This window comes from Geomonas diazotrophica, assembly GCF_019063885.1.
In the GTDB taxonomy this organism is placed as follows: Bacteria; Desulfobacterota; Desulfuromonadia; order Geobacterales; family Geobacteraceae; genus Geomonas; species Geomonas diazotrophica.
This window is the reverse complement of record NZ_CP077684.1, coordinates 4,219,291-4,237,666: the sequence shown is the minus strand read 5'-3', so window position 1 is coordinate 4,237,666 and position 18,376 is coordinate 4,219,291. Positions and strand designations below refer to the sequence as shown.

The window sequence follows — 18,376 nt, the reverse complement described above, 5'->3', positions numbered from 1 at the left end:
GATATCAATCCGGAGGCTGGTGTAGGTACGACAGTTGCTATAAAAGCATTCTATTTAACCGTATGCATTGTTGCCGCTTCAAAGCGTGCAAGAAAAATACTAGATAGTACGCGTTTATGTCGTACATTCATGTGCACGAATTTTGTCATACAAAAACTGCGTCAGAAGCAAGTGGTAAGTGGATGTCTGTAAAGTATGACAATGCAGTAAAAAGAGTTTTGCGATTACGAATTGGAGAAATCAGGAGGAAAGAATGCAGAAAAAGATGATCACCATGCTGGCGGCCCTGGCTGTCGCGGCAATCGCACCTTCGGCGCAGGCCTTCGACATCGGCGGCGCCAACGGCTGGAAGTTTTCCACGGACGGCTTCCTCAACGTCTTCGCCACCTATGAATCGGTCGGTACGCGACCGGCAGGCGTCATCGGCGGGGAGATCGGCGGGAACCAGACCGGCACCGGCGAAAACCAGCAGCAGTTCAGGGTGAGGACCGGCCTGCTTCCGGTGGGCGTGGGGCTCAACATCCAGGCTCCGACCACCAACGGCGTGGACTACGCGGTACGCCTGGGACTGTACCCGCAGGTCCAGAACAACGGCGGTTCCCGCACCGACCTCTCGCCCAACATCGACTTCCGCGAGATCAACATGACCGCCACGGGTTCCTTCGGCCAAGTGCTCGCCGGCCGCGCCATCAACCTGTACCAGGCCAAGAACATCCTGACCGACATGACGCTCTTCGGGGCGGGGGTGATCGGCCCGGTGGACAGCGGGCCTACCATGGGGCACATCGGTTACGGCTACCTCTACCCGAACTTCGGGGCGCAGATCAGGTACACCACCCCGGACCTCAACGGTCTGAAGGTCGCCTTCAGCGTCAACGACACCAACAACATCGGGGCCGCGACGATCCGCAACGTCCCGCGCCTGGAGACCGAGATTTCCTATGCCACCCCCTTCACCGGCGGCAAATTCCAGGCCTGGGTATCCGGCCTGTACCAGCAGGCGGGTTTCTCCGACGCCAAGTTCGTCACGGTTCCGGTCACCGTGAATCCGGATGGAAGCATCACTCCCGAGCACGTGGTCCCGGCGGTTCGCCCGGGCGGACACGTGACCTCGCTGGGCGGCGCGGGTGGCGTGCAGCTTGACGTTCGCGGCCTCCAACTCCTCACCTCCTGCTACGGCGGGAAGGCGCTGGGCATGCTCGGGATGCAGGGGGCTGACGCGCTCTCCGCGGACGGCAAGGAAAGGACCAACTGGGGCTTCCTGAACCAGGCGACCTACCAGGTCACCCCGGTGGTGAAGCTGGGACTCAACTACGGCCAGAGCAGGGCAGAACTGGCAGGAGACGATACCGAGCTGAACATCCAGAAACAGCAGGCGGCCACGGTCGCGGTGACCTACAACGTGAACAAGTTCGTCCAGGTGATCGGCGAGTACACCTGGGCGCAGGACCGCTGGTTCAACGGCGCGACCCAGGACGCCAACATCGGCGCCGTCGGGACCTTCATCTACTGGTAGTTGCACGGGGCGGGAACGCTCCGCCGACTTCCCTGCCGCTTCATCACGGGCGCATCCCATTCGGGGTGCGCCCGTGTTCGTTCAAGGAGGCCACGATGAAGGAGGGCGTTGCGGGAATTTTGACATTCGATGGGCCGCTGCTAGAGTTTGGTCCTGAATCAGTCGGGCGAGCCAACCCACTATGACTGCGAGCGCATCGTCCGCTTCGGCGTCGGTGGCTATCGCAATGGAGAAATGACATGACAAAGCCAGCAAAGAACACCGTCTGCCTCTGGTACGATGGGGACGCCGAAGAAGCGGCGCGCTTTTATGCCGGGATCTTTCCCGATTCATCCGTGGACGCCGTGCACCTCGCGCCGGGAGACTACCCGTCCGGGAAGAAGGGCGATGTGTTGACGGTCGAGTTTACCGTGATGGGTATCCCGTGCCTCGGGCTCAATGGGGGACCCGAGGTAAAGCACAACGAGGCATTCTCGTTTCAGGTCGCAACCGCGGATCAGGCGGAAACGGACCGGTACTGGAACGCCATCGTCGGCAACGGGGGGGTGGAGGTTGTGTGCGGCTGGTGCAGGGACAAATGGGGCATCTCCTGGCAGATCACGCCGGTGGCCCTGACGGAGGCGATAACGGATCCCGATCCCGCGGCGGCCAAGCGCGCCTTCGATGCGATGATGCAGATGGTGAAGATCGACATCGCCGCCATCGAGGCGGCGCGACGGGGGTGAGAGGGCTTGGGGTGCCGCGTTTTGCTTGCATCGATTCATAAAAGTGGCTAGAGTCGCTTCCATGTCACTGGAACAGTACCTGGGCGACCAAGGCAACAGCATCGATATAGGACTGGTTCTCCTGTCGCAGGACTGGCAGGTGCTCGGCATGAACGAGCACGCGCTCCGCATTGCGGAACCGGGCATGGCACCCGTGGGGCAGAACCTGTTCCAGATGCACCCCGCAAGGAGCCGGGAGAAGGTGCGCGGCATCCTCGACGCGCTCTCGGGTCTGCAGGGGGCGAAGCCGAGGTCGATGGTCATCGATTTCCTGGGCAAGGTGCTCATGATCACCCTGTCGCGTCTCTTCGTACCGGGCAGCCAGATGGCGTGGGCGGTCTCCTTCATGGACCTGTCGGAACAGACCGGCGCCCGCACCAACCCGACGAGCGGCCACTTGGAACTGAAGAAAATGCCGATCTACGAGAACGGCGCCTTCCACTTCCTTTCGGCGGACCAGGTACACCTGATCGAGGCCGACGGCAACTACTGCCGCATCCATACCCCGCAAAAAAAGTTTTATCTCCTGATGAGCCTCAAGGCGGTCCTGCAGCGCTTCCCGACCCCCGATTTCCTCAAGGTGCACAAGAGCTTCGTGGTGAACCTCAGGCACGTGAAGGCGATCGGGCCTGCCGGCGACAGCCGCATGATGGTCTCCTTCTCCGAACCCGCCATCCCCGCCGTTCCCGTTTCCCGCCGCCTGGTGCCGGCAGTCAAGAAGGCCCTCTGCTCCGCCGGCACCGTTCATCCCTTTGATTGACCCGTTCATCAAGTTCTCCTTGAGCCTGCGGTAGCTGAGTGGGATAGTGCGCGGCAACGGCGTTACGCCGTGTACGGAACTTTCTGACTGAAGGAGAACTCGGATGAACATCAGATCCACTAGCGGCAAATCGATCACTCGCATGGCGCTCCTGCTTATCTGCCTCGCCCTCCCGGCATGGGCCGGCGCGGTTGGCCCGGGCGACGGGAAAGGGGAGCGCCGGGGCTCACCGGTACAGGTTGCGGGATCGGCCCAGTTGTCGGAGGAGATCCTCAAGAGGAGTGCCTCATTTTTTGCGGCTCCCCCCTTCATGACGGCCGAAGAGGTGTACTCGGAGGTGGTGAAAGGCGGCGACCATGGCTTCTTCCTGGTAAGCCTGCAGTCCCGCGCGGAGTTCGCCAGGGGGCACGTCCCGGGTGCGGTAAACATCCCGTTCGACGAACTGACGGAGCAAAAGACGCTCGACCTCCTGCCGCGCGACAAAAAGATCGTGCTGACCTGTGACGACGGGCATCGTTCCATGGTGGCGTCGCTTTACTTCAACCAGCTCGGCTACAGCGCCACCGCCATGCCGATGGGGCTCAGCCACTGGAACCGCGCCGAATCCGCCGCACCTTACACGGCTTCGGCAGGGTATCCCGCCGGTGTCGAGAAAACGGAAGCCGCACCGGGGAAGGCGCTTCCCCCCCTTTCCAGCAAGGCGGCGAACGGGATGGGACTCATCATGGAACGGACCAGGGGCGTGGTGAGCTCGGGCAGGAATCTGTTCATGGACCGCAGCGAACTGTCCCGCGAGGCCGGCAAAGACGGGGGCAAGGGGGTCTTCGTGGTCAGCATTCAGCGCCCGGAGGACTACGACAAGGGGCATGTCCCCGGGGCGATCAACATCCCCTTCAAGGACCTCGCCAGCAAGGAGAGCCTCGGCAGGCTGCCGACGGACAGGAAGATAGTGGTCGTCTGTTACATCGGCCACATCGGGGCGGCGGCGACCCTGATGCTGAACCAACTCGGCTACGAGGCCTACGATCTCCGCTTTGGCACGCTGGGATGGAACGACACGACGGAAGGACTGGGAAAGATGAAGGGCTTTCTCCTCAGCCTGGCGGAAGACAGGAAGTACCCGGTCGAACGGGGGAGCGGGAAGTAAGGTGGTGAGGACCGGAACAGGACCCCGAGCCGCAACGCCCGGCGGCGATGATCCTGTTCCGGTCGTCTTCAGCCTTGAACATCCTCCGCCGATTTCTTGCGCGCGTCCCAATCGGTAACTGCCGCGAGCCAACTGGCTATGGACACAATGTTGAGGCCGTACAGGCCCCAGGCGGCATTGGTCAACGCCTCGGAAAGAAAAAGCATGCTGATCGCGGTCGATATGGTGGCCGCGATGACCCTCACCCTATGCAGCTCGAAGAATGAACAAATGGCGTAGGCAAGCGAGCATACCACCAATATGTAACTGATATTGCCGATCTGCCTCCCCCCCACGTACACGTTGAAGCCCACCTTTACCAGCGGCATGAACCACAAAATCATTCCCACGACGCCCAGAGAAACCCCTATCGCTTTGCCTTTCATGCAGTTCCCCCTTGGCCGCGGCGTTCCCGCAAACGGGTAGCGTCGATGTTTTGTCGGCGAGGCTACCTCTGTGGCTCTGGTACAGAAAAGAGCCGCGCCATCTGCGGACTAAATGAAAGTATCCTAATGGTTTGTTTTGTCAATGCGCGAAGGAGAGGAACGGTGGGAACGGCGGCTGAAATGGGGAAGGGGGGAGGGAGCGAAGAACAAGGAAGGGCACCCGCTCGGTAACGGGTGCCCTCGGGAATCGGGAGAAGGATCAGTAGCCGGGGCGATGCCTGGCCACGCGCCGGTACACCGGACGATAGACCCGGCCGTCGTAGTGGCCCCTGTCGCGCACGTAACGCCGGTATTCGACATCGCGGTATTGGCGTATGTTCACGACTTCGTAGCGCACGAAGAGCGGAGGATACGCGTTGCGCGGGACATAGCTCCACGGGCCGTTGTAGTAGGCGCCGCGGTACCAGTTGCCGCCGTAGAAGTAGAAGTATTCGTTGCCGGTGTAGATGAGATCATACGGGACACCCACCGCGACGTAGGCGCCCATCTGGGGCGAGTAGACGAATTCGGGGGGCTCCGCTTCGTACTCTTCCGGCGCAGGCACGACGACGCGCTCGGGGGGAGGAGGCGGAGGGGGCGCCATGACCGGCGGGGCGTCTACCGGCGGCGGAGGAGCGACCGGGGGAGCGGCCACCAGCGCAGGAGGCGGTGCGGCGGGGCGGGCCGCTACCGTTTGCCTGGTCCCGGGAATCTGGTTGTTGTAGGTGTACATGCACTGGACGTAGGCGTTGTCGTACTGGCGCTGTGCCTGCGCCCCGTAGACCTGGGCCGAACCGGAACCGGCCGCGGCCCCGAACAAAAGCCCGGTCGCGGCACCGATGGCGGCGCCGGCACCGGTGTTGCCGGAGGCGGAGCCGAGCACGGCTCCGACGCCGGTGCCGACTGCGGTACCCACCACCGCGCTGGTCGCCATGTTCTTGTCATAGGTTTCCTGCACTGGCGACCCGATCTGGGAATTCGCCCACTGCCTGCAGGTCGCGTCTTCCTTCATGAAGGTTTCGAAGGATTTCCCCCTGGTCGGGAGGACCTTCACGCTGGGACCGGTGGGTACCGTAACGCACCCTCCCAGGGCCAAAAGCACAACAAACGATGTGATCCGTCTTTTCATTGATACCCCCTTCTGTGTGGCACTGCCTGCGGTCCGTACCGGCCTACTCCAGGCAGATTCCTCATTGCACGGGCTCACCTTAACCACAAAATAGGGAAGCAATGTGGCAGAAATGAGGAAATTTCCCGGAGCTGAACCGTCTCAAGCGACATTTTCCTGCGCCTGTGGCTGGCTCAAGGCCCGCGCCGACCTGAAGCGGCGCACCACCATCGGTACCAGGAGCATGAGCGCCAGGATGATCCACATGGTGGTGTCCGGGTCCTTTATGTACTTGTTAAGGCGCAAGGTGGAGAAGGCGATCACGCCGAAGTAGAGCATGTCGCCGGCTATGGCAAAGGCCCACCCGGCCAGGAAACCGTGCCCGGCTGCGAGCGCCGAGGCCCGCCCGGTCATGGGATCGACGCCGAAGGCGATCATGACCAGTGCGACCGGTCCGGTGGCCGTCCCCTGGAAGTGGGCGGCGCTGCGGGCGTTGGCCGCCCGCATGGCGGCGCTGACGCGGCGCAGCAATGGGATCCTGCCGCAGACGAAGGCGATCACCCGAAGTACGGGTTCGAAGGCGATGGCCAGGATGACATCCGAGACGAGGTAGAGGAGCGTGGTGACAGGCCAGGTCAGCCCTTTGGTCTTGGCGAGGAGCACTCCGGCGGGGATGCCGCCACCGACCGGGATCAGGAACAGCGCCAGCACCGACTGCATGGCGGAAGCCGAGGGGAGCCGGTCGAGGAGGAACTTGAACAGGTGGGGAATGGTTTCTGTCATCGGGTCGGGTACGCACTCTTCTTTGGTTCGGGAAGTTCGCCCGCAAAGGGAGCAAACCAGCGAGCATCGTACCTTAAAGAAGGAGCGGACCGCAACAGCTTTTGCAGTACGGGGAGGCTAGCCACCCTCCACCAGGGTCAGGGTGACTTCCCCGATCTTCATGGTGGTGCTTATCCTGACGGGGACCCGGCGGCTGTCGTCGGTGAACCAGAAGGTGGCGTTGCCGACTTTGGCCGCCTCGCCGTTGTGTGTCAACCGGGAGGTCACCATCACGGTCTTGAAGGTCCCCCGCGGCGTCTTCAACTCCTGGCGCCGCACCACCCGGACCTCGGTGTTCCACAGGCGCTGGGTGTCGTAAATGTCGAAGGAGATGGACTGCCCCGGGGTCAATTCGCTGCTGCGTATGAAGTATATGCTGGAGAGATTGTCATAGGTCCTGGGCGTGATGGCATCGCTCTTCTCGATCCTTTTCAAAAGGTCGACGCTGTTGGCCTTAAGCGAGGTGAAATTGAAGGTCGCCTCCCGCGCGGCCCGGTAACTCCCCTCCCGCTTGTTCTCGCGGAAGAACTTCGGCTTCCCGGCGCGGGTGATCACCGATTCGGTCCGATCGTCGATCTTGAAGAAGGCGGCGACGATCCCCGTTGAGCGGATGGTGTTGGTAAGGCGCAGTTCCTCCCCCTGGGGGGCCACCTCGAGGAGTGCGGAGCCGGCCTTGATCCCGGACCAGGTTACCTCGTAGACCAGGTGCTCGGGGACGGGAAGGGGGGCCGCCGGTGCGGCGATCAGGAGAACGGCGAGGAGGGCGCCTGTCAGGGGACGGATTTTTTCCATCACTAGAGGGTACAACAGTGTTGGCGTTTTTTAACCTGCTACCCCTGGAAAATCATGCTCGGGCCTCGTCGAAACGGCGGGTCGTGCGCGACAAGTGGCGGTGCCAGTCACAGGTTTCCGGCTTGACGCCGCACTGCAGGCAGGGATTGCCGCCGGTACGAAACCAGAGGTAGACAAATCGCTGGGAGTCGCTTACTGCTTCGCAACTGCTACCGACATAGTCATTCATGGTTATTCTCATAGTCACCTCCATTGGTGACAACAAGAGTACAGGGTTATATATTCATTGCATCAACGACGTGAAAAAATTTCTTCTTATGGAGATATAAGTTATTTGATTCGGAACCGGGTCGGGGGCAGGGGAATAAAGCGGAGCCGTGGGTGCTGCGGTGAAAAAGAAAGCGGCAGGAGGCCCGGGGCTCCCTGCCGCTTTCGTGCAAACTCCGGGGGGAGTTTACAGGTCCCAGTTGTCTATCTTCATGGTTCCCTTCTTGGCCAGGTTCACCTGCATCTTGAAGACGCGGTCCAGAAGCTGCGGCTCGTGGCCGGCCTTCCTCCCCAGGCAGTCGTGGGCGGCGCGCTCGAAGTAATCGGAGAGGAGCGGCTTGTAGTCGGGGTGCGCGCACTTCTGGATGATGAGCTTGGCGCGGCTCTTGGGATCGAGGCCGCGCAGGTCGGCAAGCCCCTGCTCGGTGACCAGGACGTCCAGGTCATGCTCGGTATGGTCGACGTGCGGCACGTGCGGAACCACGCAGGTGATGCCGGTCGGATCGGTCTTGGTGGGACGCGCCGAAGGCGTGTGCATGATGGAGAGGTACGCGTTTCTCAGGAAGTCGCCGGAGCCGCCGATGCCGTTGATCATCCTGGTGCCGCCGACCAGGGTGGAGTTGGCGTGGGCGTAGATGTCGAACTCCACGGGGGTGTTCATGGCGATGCAGCCCAGGCGGCGGATCGGCTCGGGGTGGTTGGCGATGGAGAGCGGGCGCATCATCACCTTGTTGCTGTACTTGTCCCAGTTGCCGTAGAAGCGCTTGAAGCCGTCCACCGAGAAGGAGAGCGAGACGGTGGAGGCGAAGTCGAGCTTGCCGGAGTCGAAGAAGTCGAGCATGGTGTCCTGCAGCACCTCGGTCCAGACCTTGAGGCCGGTGAAGGGGCCGTTGGCCAGCCCGCCGATGACGGCGTTGGCGATGGAGCCCACGCCGGACTGCAGCGGCAGGAGGTTTTTCGGGAGCCGCCCGGCCTTCACCTCGGCGGAGAAGAAGTCGATGATGTGTGTCGCGATGGCCTCGGAGGTGTCGTCCTGCTCGCTGAAGGCGCGGCCGTTGTCCGGGCGGTCGGACTCGACGATGGCGACGATCTTGTCGTTGTCGACGCGGACGTAGGGGGAGCCGGCGCGGTCGTCGACGCGGCAGATCAGGTAGGGGAGACGGTTGGGCGGGGATATCGGTTCGACGATGTCGTGCAGCCCCTCGAAGTTCGGGATCGAGGTGTTGATCTCGATGATGATCTTGTCGGCGATCTGCACGATTTCCGGAACGGCGCCGCAGGAGGCGGTGAGAACGAGATCGCCGTTCTCGGTGATGGCGGAGCACTCGATGATGGCGAGGTCGAGGCGGCCGCCGTTCTCCTTGGTGTAGAAGCCGTACCCCAGGTCCTGCGCGAACATGGAGAGGTGCTTGTCACCCATGCGGATGCGCCCTTCGTTGATGCCGGCCTGGATGTTCTTCCCGGTCTGGTAGGGCCAGCGGCGGTCGATCATGTCGAGGGAGGCCCAGCGGTCTTCGGTCTCGACGCCGACGGAGGCGCCGATGAAGAGGTTGAACCTCAGTTTCCCCTGCAGCTGGTTCTTCTCAACGTGGTCGGCAAGCGCGATCGGCACCACCTTCGGGTAGCCGGCCGGGGTGAAGCCGGACCAGCCTATGTTCATCCCGTTTTTGAACATGGGGATGACCTGGTCGACGTTGACGATCCGTGAGTGAAGGCTGGACTTCCTGATCCTGTTGTGCAATTCGGACATTAATCTGGATCCTCCTGTAATGGTTTCAATCCGCTGCTCAAGCGGAAAAAGGGATGGCAGAGTTCCGGCGGCAGAAGCGGTAAAATCGAACGTTCGTTCGAATACAACATAACAGCACGTCGTTTTATTTGCAATAGAATTGGTATTTCGCCTGGAATTTTGCTAATGTCTTGCCGGTTTGCATCACTTGGGCGGGGTTTGGTCGATGGAAAAGACGGATTGCAACAGGAAGCTACTGGAGGTGGCCACCCAGCTCTTCTCCGAGCGGGGGCTGCACGGTGTCAGCATCAGGGAGCTCTCGCAGGCGGCGGGGACCAGCATCTCGATGATCTCCTACCATTTCGGGAGCAAGGAAGGGCTCTACTCGGCGGTATTGCAGCAGCAGTTCGCCTGTTTCGCCGAGATCCACGAGATCAGGCAGCGGGTGAGCGACCCGGTCGAGATGGTGGAGAGTTACCTGCGCTGGACCTTCCAGCGGCACCGCAACAACCCCTACCTGCTCCGCTTTTACACGAGCGAGCTCACCAACCCCACGGCGTTTTTCGCCACCCTGGTCATGCCGGTCATCGACGAGGTGATCGTGATCATGGCGCAGGCCATCGCGGAGGGGATACGGCAGAAGCGTTTCCGGGCCGATGTCGATCCCACCAACGCGGCCCTGGCGCTGGCGGGGATGGTGAACTACTTCTTCCTGAGCAGCCAGGCGACCGAAAACCTGATCAGCCATTCACCGGAGCAGGACGAAAAGCTGGTGCAGCAGTACCTGGCCATCTTCACCCGCGGGGTGGGCGCCCCGTAATCGGCCCCGGCCGCGACCATTCCCTTCCCGCATCCCGTGCCATCGAGCAGGCCGGTCTCACCGCTTCGCGGGGAGCTTCGGGCAGTCGACGGTGCAGCGGTCGCAGCCGCCGACGCAGGGCTCGATGTGCACCAGGATGTGGCTGTAGGGGAGGCGGCGCTCGATCTCGGCCGTCACCTCGTGGCTCAAGTCGTGCCCCTTCTCGACGGTCATCTGCCTGGGGACCACGAGGTGCATGTCGATGTAGCGGATGTGCCCGGACTTGCGGGTGCGCAGCTTGTGATACTCGATCAGGTGCTCGCGGTAGTTCTCCAGCACGTCGCGGATCACCGCCTCCTCCTCTTCCGGGAGCTTCACGTCGAGGATGTGGAAGAAGGCGGTCTTGGTCAGGTCCCAGGCTGCCTTGACGATCATGAGGGCGACCACGATGGCGACGATGGGATCAAGTATCGGGACCCCGGTCAGCTTGATCGCGACCAACCCGCCGAGGACCCCTGCCGAGGTATAGACGTCGGTGCGCAGGTGCATGGCGTCGGCTTCCAGCGCCACCGAGTCGGTGGCGGCCGCGACGTTCAACAGGTGTCGGGACACCAGGTAGTTGGCGACCGCCGAGACGGCCATGACCGCCGCGCCCAGACCGAGACTCTCGATCTCGACCACGCCGGTCCTCAGTTTCTGGACGGCTTCCCAGATGATGTAGAACGCGGCACCGAAGATGAGGACGGCCTCGATGGTGCCGGCGACGTTCTCGATCTTGCCGTGACCGTAGTGATGGTCCTCGTCGGCTGGCTTTGCGGACTCGCGGACCGAGTACCAGGCGATGCCGGCCGCGACGAGGTCGATGCCGGAATGGATGGCTTCCGAAAGGACGGACACGGAGCCGGTGACCAGGCCGACCGCCAGCTTGAGGGCCACGAGGACCGCGTTGGACGCCACCGACAGCCGGGCGGCTCCCCTTTTCATGGCGTCGTGTTCTGCTGAAACCATTTTTCTCCTTCCTCCGAAACCGCCGGCGGCTCGTCACTAAAAAAAGGCCCCGGATTTCCGTGGCCTTTTACCTGCGCTTATCGCTTTAAAACAAACGATTCTATACAACTCCCGCCGGGAGATGTCAACCCTTGCCAAGAATCTGCCGTGCCCGGTCGATCTGGTTGGGAAAGAGGTCCTCCGGTACGGCTTCCTTGCCTGCTTCCCTGCGCACGGTGAAGCGCGCGCACGCCTCGAAATTGTCAGTGCAGTACATCATCTTGAAGACGGTGCTGGTGGAAGGCATGTTCGCCATCTGGTCGTTGAAGAAGATACATCCCGACAAAACCTCGCAATCTGGCATCACTCTCCTCCTGTCCTTTTTGACGGTGGGGTTAAAACCGGCCGAGCGTCTCACCCCGCACGATAAAGCCGCACGAGTTGTGCGGGAATATATACCTTTGTCGCCGCGGCTGCAATAAGATTTTATTAAATAGTGGAGACTCAGGAGTATGCCGGAATCCTGCGGGCGCTGATCAGGCTGGCGAGGGTGACGGAGCCGAGGATCAGCGCTCCGCCGACCAGGGTGTTGGCGGTGGGCGCTTCACCCAGGACCAGGAAGACCCAGACCGGGTTGAAGACCGGCTCGATGACGGCGACGAGGTTGGCGCTGACGGCCGAGATCCGCTTGATGCCGTAGGAAAAGAAGAAGGCTGCCAGGCCGATCTGCACCACGCCGAGGACGAGGATGCTGCCGATGGACTTGGCGGAGAAAACGGGCAGAGGGAGGAAGACGGCGATGGCCAGGGCGACCAGCGCGGCAACGGCGTGCGAGGCCATGAACGACTGCAGCGGGTCCCCCTCCTTCTGCATCCGGGTGAAGATGAACATGAGCGAGAAGGTGAAGGCGGAGGTGAGCGCCATCAGGTTCCCCGCGAGCTGTCCCGGCGAGAGGCGGTCCATAAACAGCACCACCATGCCGACGAGGGTCATGAACAGTGCGAGCACCTGCTCGCGGTACAGGCGCTCCTTGAGAAAGAGCACGCCGAAAACGGCGGTGAACACGGGCGCCAGGTACTGCAGCAGGATGGCGTTGGCGGCGGTGGTGGTCTTGTTGGCAGCCACGAAGAGGAGCATGGTGGCGGCGTTGGCGAGCGCGGCACCGGCAAGAGGCCAGGACCATTGCAGCCGTACCGTGCCGACCAGCGCCAGCAGGAACAAAAAGGCGATCAGGCTCCTGAGCCCGGCGATCAGGAACGGGTTCCAGTCAAGGACCTTGATGAAGAGGCCGGCGAGGCTCCAGAGAAAGCCGCAGACGACCATGGCGAGGACGCCGGAGAGCGCGGGTGAAAACCGGTTTTGCATGTTCCAACCATAGGACTGCGGTGCAATAGGGTGAGAGGGCGGTGTGATCGGCAGCAGATTAAGGCACGCGCCGCGCGATGTCAAAGGGATTCAGGGAAGGGTGGGGCGGGAAGGCTGCGGACGGCCCGCGGGGCGTCGGGGCGAAGGGGCAGCTCCGGCGGGGGCCGCCCCTTGTTCGCTCGCTAGTTTTTGGGTGCTTCTTTGGGAGCCTCTTTCTGCTTCTGGATGACGGCGCTCTTGTCGCCATAGACCACGGTGCAGTCGGTGCTGAAGGGGAAGTACCAGTAGCCGGTCTGGCCGATCAGTTCAACGTTGTTGATGCCCCCCTTGTGGGCGGCGGTGAGGATGGAGCCGTCGCCGAAAAGCGGGATGAAATAGAAGATGTTGAAGGTACATGCCTCCCCTCGCTTCATCTGGTTCAGTTCGATGAACTTGATGTTTTCCACTCCGACAGGTGTGTTGTCCGCATAACGCAGACTTTTCGCAAGGTCATGTGTAGGAATGCAGCCGCACAGACCAGCCAGTACCAGCACCACTGCGCCCAGCCTTTTCATAGCGCCTCCTTTTCCCGCTTGTTATGAGAGACAACCCATCATAAATAGTACTTCGACGCGGTATCGTGACAATGATTATAATTGTTCAATGTGCGGCGGCGGGACAGGAATGAAAAGGGATGGATTTACCTGTTGGTCGCGCACAGCAAAGCGGCTACAATCGCCGGGTGAAGGCGGCGGGTGTCATCCCCAACGGCGCCATGGAGGCGGCAGGTGCATAAGACAGTAACGACATCGGAAGCGGCGTCTTTCCGGCGCATCATTCTCGACCACTACCGTACCCAGGGACGGCGCCTCCCCTGGCGGGAGACCCGCGATCCCTACGCCATCCTCGTCTCCGAGATCATGCTGCAGCAGACCCAGGTGGACCGGGTGCGCGAAAAGTACCTCGAGTTCCTGGCCGTCTTCCCGACCTGGCAGGAGCTGGCCGGTGCGGAACTCTCCCGGGTGCTGTCGCTGTGGCAGGGGCTTGGTTACAACAGGCGCGCGGTGTCGCTGCAGCTTTGCGCCCGCGCCGTACTGCAGCGCTTCGGGGGGGCACTCCCGGAAGAGGTGGAGCGGCTGGAGTCGCTGCCCGGGATCGGCCCCTACACCGCCCGCGCCGTCGCCGCCTTCGCCTTCGGCCTCGCCACCCCCTTCATCGAGACCAACATCCGCTCCGTCTTCATCCACCATTTCTTTGCCGACGCAGAAGCGGTGCGCGACGCGGAGATCCTCCCCCTGGTGGAGCTCACCCTGGACCGGGACAACCCCCGGGATTGGTACTACGCGCTTATGGACTACGGGGCCACGCTCAAGCGCGGCGGGGCGAACCCGGGGCGCAAGAGCGCCCACCACGTGCGCCAGTCGCCGTTTCGGGGCTCTAACCGGGAGCAGCGGAGCCTGATCCTGAAAAGGATCCTGGCGCAGCCCGGTCTGAGCATCGCCCGCCTGGAGGAGACGCTCTCACTGGATGCCGCGTCGCTGGCGCGCAACATCGCCCAACTGGAACGGGAAGGGCTCATCAGGCAGGAAGAAGGAAGGCTCTGGGTGCCTTGAACGATGCTCGCGGCTGTTGCAAAAAACCTTTCCCCAGGTAGACTACTATGTGCGGTATCCTCCAAAACGGTCCATCTGCAGCGAAAAGTCCTATTGCTGTTCCCCTGTTCCAGTTGAACGTCAGGCGTTGACAGTCGCACCCGGCTCCAAGAGATTCCTGATCGACATGCACTGAAGGAGGAGAGGGTGGACGAAGTGCCAAAAAAGAATGCGAAGGTCGCGCTGGCGCTTCTGCTTCCATTTCTGGCCTGCGCGGTGCAGTTGCTCCTCTGGGATTTCCTGCAGCCTTTCGCCTATCTCCTCTTCTACCCCGCCGCTTATTTCAGCGCCCGCCTGGCCGGCAAAAAGGGGGGGGGCGCCGCCACCATCATCTCCGCGCTGCTCATCGTCTACTTCTTCATCCCGCCGCGCTTCTCGCTGCTGCTCCCCCAGGGAAGCCACCTCTTTTCGGTCCTGGTCTTCGTGGTCATGGGGTTCCTGTTCGGCTTCTCGCAGGAGCGCCTGCAGCAGGCACGCGAAGGCGAGACGGACGCGCGGGCGCTGGCGACCAGTTCCGAGGCGGAGCTGCGCGAGGCGCGCATCGAGCTCCTGGAGATGGAGCGGCGCCTGGCCCAGGAACGGCTTCAGGAAACGGAGGAGCAGTTCCGCATCATGTTCATGGAGTCGAGCGTTGGGGAGGCCCGGCTGGACCCCGAGAGCGGCGCGTTCCTCAAGGTCAACCCCGCCTTCTGCCGCATGACCGGTTATCGGGAAGCTGAACTGCTGGGGACGGACCTGGTCGCGGTGACCCATCCGGCCGACCGGGACACCTGCCGGGAGAGCCTCAGGAGCCTGGGGCAAAGCGGGCGGAGCGCGGTGCAGACGGAGCTTGGCCTGCTGCGGCGCGACGGCGCGTCGGTCTATTGCCAAGCCACCCTCAACCTGCTGCGCGGCTCTGATGGCCGCGCGAACTCCATCCTCGCGGTGCTTCAGGACGTTTCCGACCGGCGCCAGGCCGAAGAGGCCCTGCTTAAGTCCGAGGAGAAATTTTCCCGTGCCTTTTCCGGGAACCCGGCCGCCATCGCCCTGAGCCGGTTCGAGGACGGGGTGTTCCTGGATGTGAACGAGACCTGGGAGGCCCTGACCGGCTACAGCAGGGCAGAGGCGATCGGCATGTCCGGGCGGCACATCTGGCCCGACCCGGAAGCGGTGCAGCGCTTTCTGGCGCAGTTGCGGAGCACCGGCACGCTGCGGGGATGGGAACAGCAGTTCCTGCGCAGGAACGGGGAAACCTTCGTGGCCCAGCTCTCCTCGCAACTTCTCTCGGTGGGAGGGGAGCGGGTCATCCTCTCGACGCTGGTGGACATCACCCAGCTCAAACAGGCGGAGGCCGCTCTCAGGGACAGCGAAAACCGGTTCAGAACCATCTTCGATCAGGCGCCGGTGGCCATCGGCATCGGTGCCGTCGATGACGGCCGGCTCTTGGACGTGAACCCGGCCTGGCTGCGGCTCATGGGGTTCCAGCGGGAAGAGGTGGTCGGGCGGACCGCGCTGGAACTCGGGATCTACCTCGACGAGGGGACGCGCGAGGAGATCGTGGCGACCATCCGGCAGGGGCAGGGCTTCAGCCAGGAACTGCAGCTGAAGCGGAAATCGGGGGAGGTGATCGACGTCCTTTTTTCCGCCGACGTGGTGGTCCTGGAAGGCGCCCCATCTCTGCTGGTCATGCTCAACGACGTCACCGTTCAGAAACAGGCCGAGCGGGCGCTGCAAAAAAGCAAGCAGGACTACCAGCAGCTGTTCCGGAACATGCTGGAGGGGTTCGCCTCCTGCCGCATGGTCCGGGACGATTCGGGATCGGCCGACGATTTCGTCTTCCTGAACGTCAACCGCGCCCTGCTGCAGCTGACCGGACTCGAGGACCTGGTCGGCAAGCGGGTCTCGCAGGTGATTCCGCGGGTGCGGGAGAGCAACGCCGACCTGCTCGAGGCCTGCGGGCGGGTGGCGCAGACGGGACAGCCGGAGCACCTGGAGACCTTCGTTCCCCCGCTGGAGCAGTGGTACGCGGTGTCGCTTTACAGCGTGGAGCGGGGCTACTTCGTCGCCCTTTGCAGCAACATCACGGCGCGAAAGCGCGAGGAGATGCGGCGCAACGCGACGGTCGAGCTGTTGCGCATCTGCAACGAGGCCCAGAACCTAAACGAGCTGATGTCGCGCACGGCGCGGTTTTTCCGCGAGCTCACCGGGTGCCGTGCCATCGGCATCCGCCTGCGCTCGGGGGACGACTACCCCTACTACCAGACCATAGGGGTGCCGGAGGACTTCCTGGGGGCGGATGACGTGTTGTGGTACCGCGACGCCCAGGGGCGTTCGGCGCTGCGCTGCCTGTGCGGCGACGTGATCACCGGACTTTTAGGCGACTCCGACGGGGGCACCCCGCACGGCAGCTACTGGACCTCGAACGGGATAGCGGTCCCGCCGGGGACCGCGGGAAGCCGCTGCCATGTCGAAGGGTTCCAGTCGTTCGCCCTGATCCCGTTTCGGGCCAACGGCAGGCAGATCGGCCTTTTCCAGTTCAGCGACCGGGCGGCGGGGCTCATGTCCGCAGAGAAGGTCGCACTGTACGAGGACCTGATCGACTACATCGCCATCTCCTTCTCCAAGCTCAAAGCGGACGAGGCGCTGCTCGAGGCGAGCCAGTTCAACCAGCAGATCATAGCGGGAGCCCAGGAAGGGATCATCGTCTACGACCGGGAGCTGCGCTGCCAGGTCTGGAACCCGTACATGGAGCAGCTCACCGGGATCGGGGCGAAGGACATCCTGGGACGGCACCCGCAGGAGCTCCTCCCCTCCCTCGAGGAGAGCGGCATCGTGGCGATGCTGAAAAAGTCGCTCGAAGGGGAGGAATCGAGGTCCATCGACTTCCGCTTCTCCGTGGAACAGACCGGGCGCTCGGGATGGGCGACGGACACCCGCGCTCCGCTGCGTGACGCGCAGGGGGAGATCATCGGCGCGATCGCCACGGTGCGGGACATCACCGCGGAGCGCCGCCTGGAAGAGCAGCTCCGGCAGGCGCAGAAGATGGAGGCGGTGGGGCTTTTGGCGGGGGGGGGGGCGCACGACTTCAACAACGTGCTGCAGGTGATCATGGGGTACTGCTCGCTGCTGGAGGCGGACCCCAAGCTGGACGAGCGGCAAAAGGGGGAGGTGGAGCAGATCCTCGTCTCCGCCGAGAGGGCGGCGCAGCTCACCAAGGGACTTCTGGCCTTCAGCAGGAAGCAGGTCATGGAGCCCAGGCGGGTCAACCTCTGCGAGATCGTGCAGCACGTGCAGAAGTTCCTGGTGCGCATCATCGGGGAGGACATCACCCTCAAGGTGGTGCGCTGCGCCAAGCCGGACCTGCCGGTCATCGCGGACAGCGGCCACATCGAGCAGGTGCTGATCAACCTGGCCACCAACGCCCGGGACGCCATGTCCAAGGGAGGATCGCTCACCGTCGAGGCGGAGGTGGTGGAGGTGGAGGAACCGATCGAAACGCAGTTCGGTCACCGCGAGCCGGGAAGCTACGCCTGCGTCATCATGACCGATACCGGCTCCGGCATGGACGAGGCGACCCGCAACAGGATCTTCGAACCGTTCTTCACCACCAAGGAGGTCGGCAAGGGGACCGGCCTGGGGATGGCCATCGTCTACGGCATCGTCAAGCAGCACGGCGGGTTCATCAACGTCTACAGCGAGCCGGGGCGGGGCACGACCTTCAGGGTCTACCTGCCGCTGGTAAAGGACGTCACGACCGGGCCGACCGGGCAGGCGGAGCTCCCGCCGCCGTGCGGCGGTACCGAGACCCTGCTTTTGGCCGAGGACGACCTGGAGGTCCGCAGGTTGCTGGTGACCGTCCTCACCAGGTTCGGCTACCGGGTCATCGAGGCCGCGGACGGCCAGCAGGCGGTGGATCTCTTCGCCGCGCACCGCGACAGCATCGCGCTGGTGGTGATGGACCTGATCATGCCCAGGAAGAACGGCATGGAGGCGGGGGTGGAGATCGTGCAGCTGAAGCCGGGAACCAGAATCCTGTATTCCAGCGGGTACACCTCCGACTTCATGGAGCGGCGCGGGATCCTGGAACAGGGAATCCAGCTGATCACCAAGCCGGTGCAGCCGGTACAGCTTTTGAGAAAGGTGCGCGAGATGCTGGACGGGTAAGAGGTGGAATGTAGCGCAGATGGTGGAAAAGGCCTATTGAGGAGAGCGACACGGAGTTCTATAGTAGGCAAATCTGCTGCCG

17 protein-coding genes are annotated in these 18,376 nt (G+C 62.8%); 7 read left to right on the top strand and 10 right to left on the bottom strand.

Annotated features, from left to right (window positions below; genetic code table 11):
- The first annotated feature begins 253 nt into the window (after window positions 1-253).
- The 4 genes from KP003_RS18730 (at window position 254) to KP003_RS18715 (ending at window position 4,187) form a co-directional block, all read left to right on the top strand.
- Window positions 254-1,516 (top strand): hypothetical protein, encoded by a 1,263-nt coding sequence (locus KP003_RS18730; RefSeq protein WP_216500214.1) that lies wholly within the window; start codon window positions 254-256, stop codon window positions 1,514-1,516.
- A gap of 239 nt (window positions 1,517-1,755) precedes the next feature.
- A complete protein-coding gene (locus tag KP003_RS18725; protein ID WP_216500215.1) occupies window positions 1,756-2,241 on the top strand; it encodes a VOC family protein in 486 nt (161 codons plus the stop codon).
- Window positions 2,242-2,302: 61 nt separating this feature from the next.
- Entirely contained in the window at window positions 2,303-3,040 is a 738-nt protein-coding gene (locus KP003_RS18720) for a LytR/AlgR family response regulator transcription factor (protein ID WP_217300116.1), read from the top strand.
- A 103-nt stretch (window positions 3,041-3,143) separates the two neighbouring features.
- Entirely contained in the window at window positions 3,144-4,187 is a 1,044-nt protein-coding gene (locus tag KP003_RS18715; protein ID WP_217300115.1) for a rhodanese-like domain-containing protein, read from the top strand.
- A gap of 68 nt (window positions 4,188-4,255) precedes the next feature.
- Here the strand turns inward: KP003_RS18715 and KP003_RS18710 are convergent, their stop codons facing one another.
- From KP003_RS18710 to scpC, 6 genes are all read right to left on the bottom strand, one after another.
- Window positions 4,256-4,612: a hypothetical protein gene (locus KP003_RS18710; protein ID WP_217300114.1), complete on the bottom strand. Its 357-nt coding sequence runs from the start codon at window positions 4,610-4,612 to the stop codon at window positions 4,256-4,258.
- A gap of 259 nt (window positions 4,613-4,871) precedes the next feature.
- Window positions 4,872-5,780: a YMGG-like glycine zipper-containing protein gene (locus KP003_RS18705; protein WP_216500219.1), complete on the bottom strand. Its 909-nt coding sequence runs from the start codon at window positions 5,778-5,780 to the stop codon at window positions 4,872-4,874.
- A gap of 141 nt (window positions 5,781-5,921) precedes the next feature.
- The gene (locus tag KP003_RS18700) at window positions 5,922-6,542 is read right to left on the bottom strand and encodes a hypothetical protein (protein WP_217300113.1); all 621 of its coding nucleotides are present in this window, start codon (window positions 6,540-6,542) and stop codon (window positions 5,922-5,924) included.
- A 117-nt stretch (window positions 6,543-6,659) separates the two neighbouring features.
- A complete protein-coding gene (locus tag KP003_RS18695; protein ID WP_216500221.1) occupies window positions 6,660-7,373 on the bottom strand; it encodes a DUF3108 domain-containing protein in 714 nt (237 codons plus the stop codon).
- 52 nt (window positions 7,374-7,425) lie between these two features.
- Complete coding sequence (locus tag KP003_RS18690; RefSeq protein ID WP_216500222.1) at window positions 7,426-7,614, bottom strand: hypothetical protein; 189 nt, start codon at window positions 7,612-7,614, stop codon at window positions 7,426-7,428.
- Window positions 7,615-7,827: 213 nt separating this feature from the next.
- Window positions 7,828-9,390: a succinyl-CoA:acetate CoA-transferase ScpC gene (gene scpC, locus KP003_RS18685; RefSeq protein ID WP_217300112.1), complete on the bottom strand. Its 1,563-nt coding sequence runs from the start codon at window positions 9,388-9,390 to the stop codon at window positions 7,828-7,830.
- A 205-nt stretch (window positions 9,391-9,595) separates the two neighbouring features.
- Here scpC and KP003_RS18680 point away from each other — a divergent pair, with 205 nt between their 5' ends.
- Window positions 9,596-10,189: a TetR/AcrR family transcriptional regulator gene (locus tag KP003_RS18680; protein ID WP_216500224.1), complete on the top strand. Its 594-nt coding sequence runs from the start codon at window positions 9,596-9,598 to the stop codon at window positions 10,187-10,189.
- A gap of 57 nt (window positions 10,190-10,246) precedes the next feature.
- On the opposite strand, the gene KP003_RS18675 is transcribed toward KP003_RS18680, so the two are convergent.
- The 4 genes from KP003_RS18675 to KP003_RS18660 all read right to left on the bottom strand — a co-directional run bounded on the left by KP003_RS18675 (window position 10,247) and on the right by KP003_RS18660 (window position 13,074).
- Window positions 10,247-11,176 (bottom strand): cation diffusion facilitator family transporter, encoded by a 930-nt coding sequence (locus KP003_RS18675; protein ID WP_217300111.1) that lies wholly within the window; start codon window positions 11,174-11,176, stop codon window positions 10,247-10,249.
- Between the two features lie 124 nt (window positions 11,177-11,300).
- Window positions 11,301-11,519 carry a hypothetical protein gene (locus KP003_RS18670; protein ID WP_216500226.1) on the bottom strand — a complete coding sequence of 73 codons (219 nt, stop codon included), beginning with the start codon at window positions 11,517-11,519 and terminating at the stop codon, window positions 11,301-11,303.
- Between the two features lie 140 nt (window positions 11,520-11,659).
- Window positions 11,660-12,520 carry a DMT family transporter gene (locus KP003_RS18665; protein ID WP_217300110.1) on the bottom strand — a complete coding sequence of 287 codons (861 nt, stop codon included), beginning with the start codon at window positions 12,518-12,520 and terminating at the stop codon, window positions 11,660-11,662.
- A 182-nt stretch (window positions 12,521-12,702) separates the two neighbouring features.
- Window positions 12,703-13,074 (bottom strand): TRL domain-containing protein, encoded by a 372-nt coding sequence (locus tag KP003_RS18660; protein WP_216500229.1) that lies wholly within the window; start codon window positions 13,072-13,074, stop codon window positions 12,703-12,705.
- Window positions 13,075-13,287: 213 nt separating this feature from the next.
- Between KP003_RS18660 and KP003_RS18655 the strand changes: the two genes are divergently transcribed.
- Both KP003_RS18655 and KP003_RS18650 read left to right on the top strand, forming a co-directional pair.
- Window positions 13,288-14,112 (top strand): A/G-specific adenine glycosylase, encoded by an 825-nt coding sequence (locus tag KP003_RS18655; RefSeq protein ID WP_239027573.1) that lies wholly within the window; start codon window positions 13,288-13,290, stop codon window positions 14,110-14,112.
- 186 nt (window positions 14,113-14,298) lie between these two features.
- Window positions 14,299-18,294, top strand: coding sequence for a PAS domain S-box protein (locus KP003_RS18650; RefSeq protein WP_217300108.1), 3,996 nt, complete (start codon window positions 14,299-14,301; stop codon window positions 18,292-18,294).
- The last annotated feature ends 82 nt before the right edge of the window (window positions 18,295-18,376 follow it).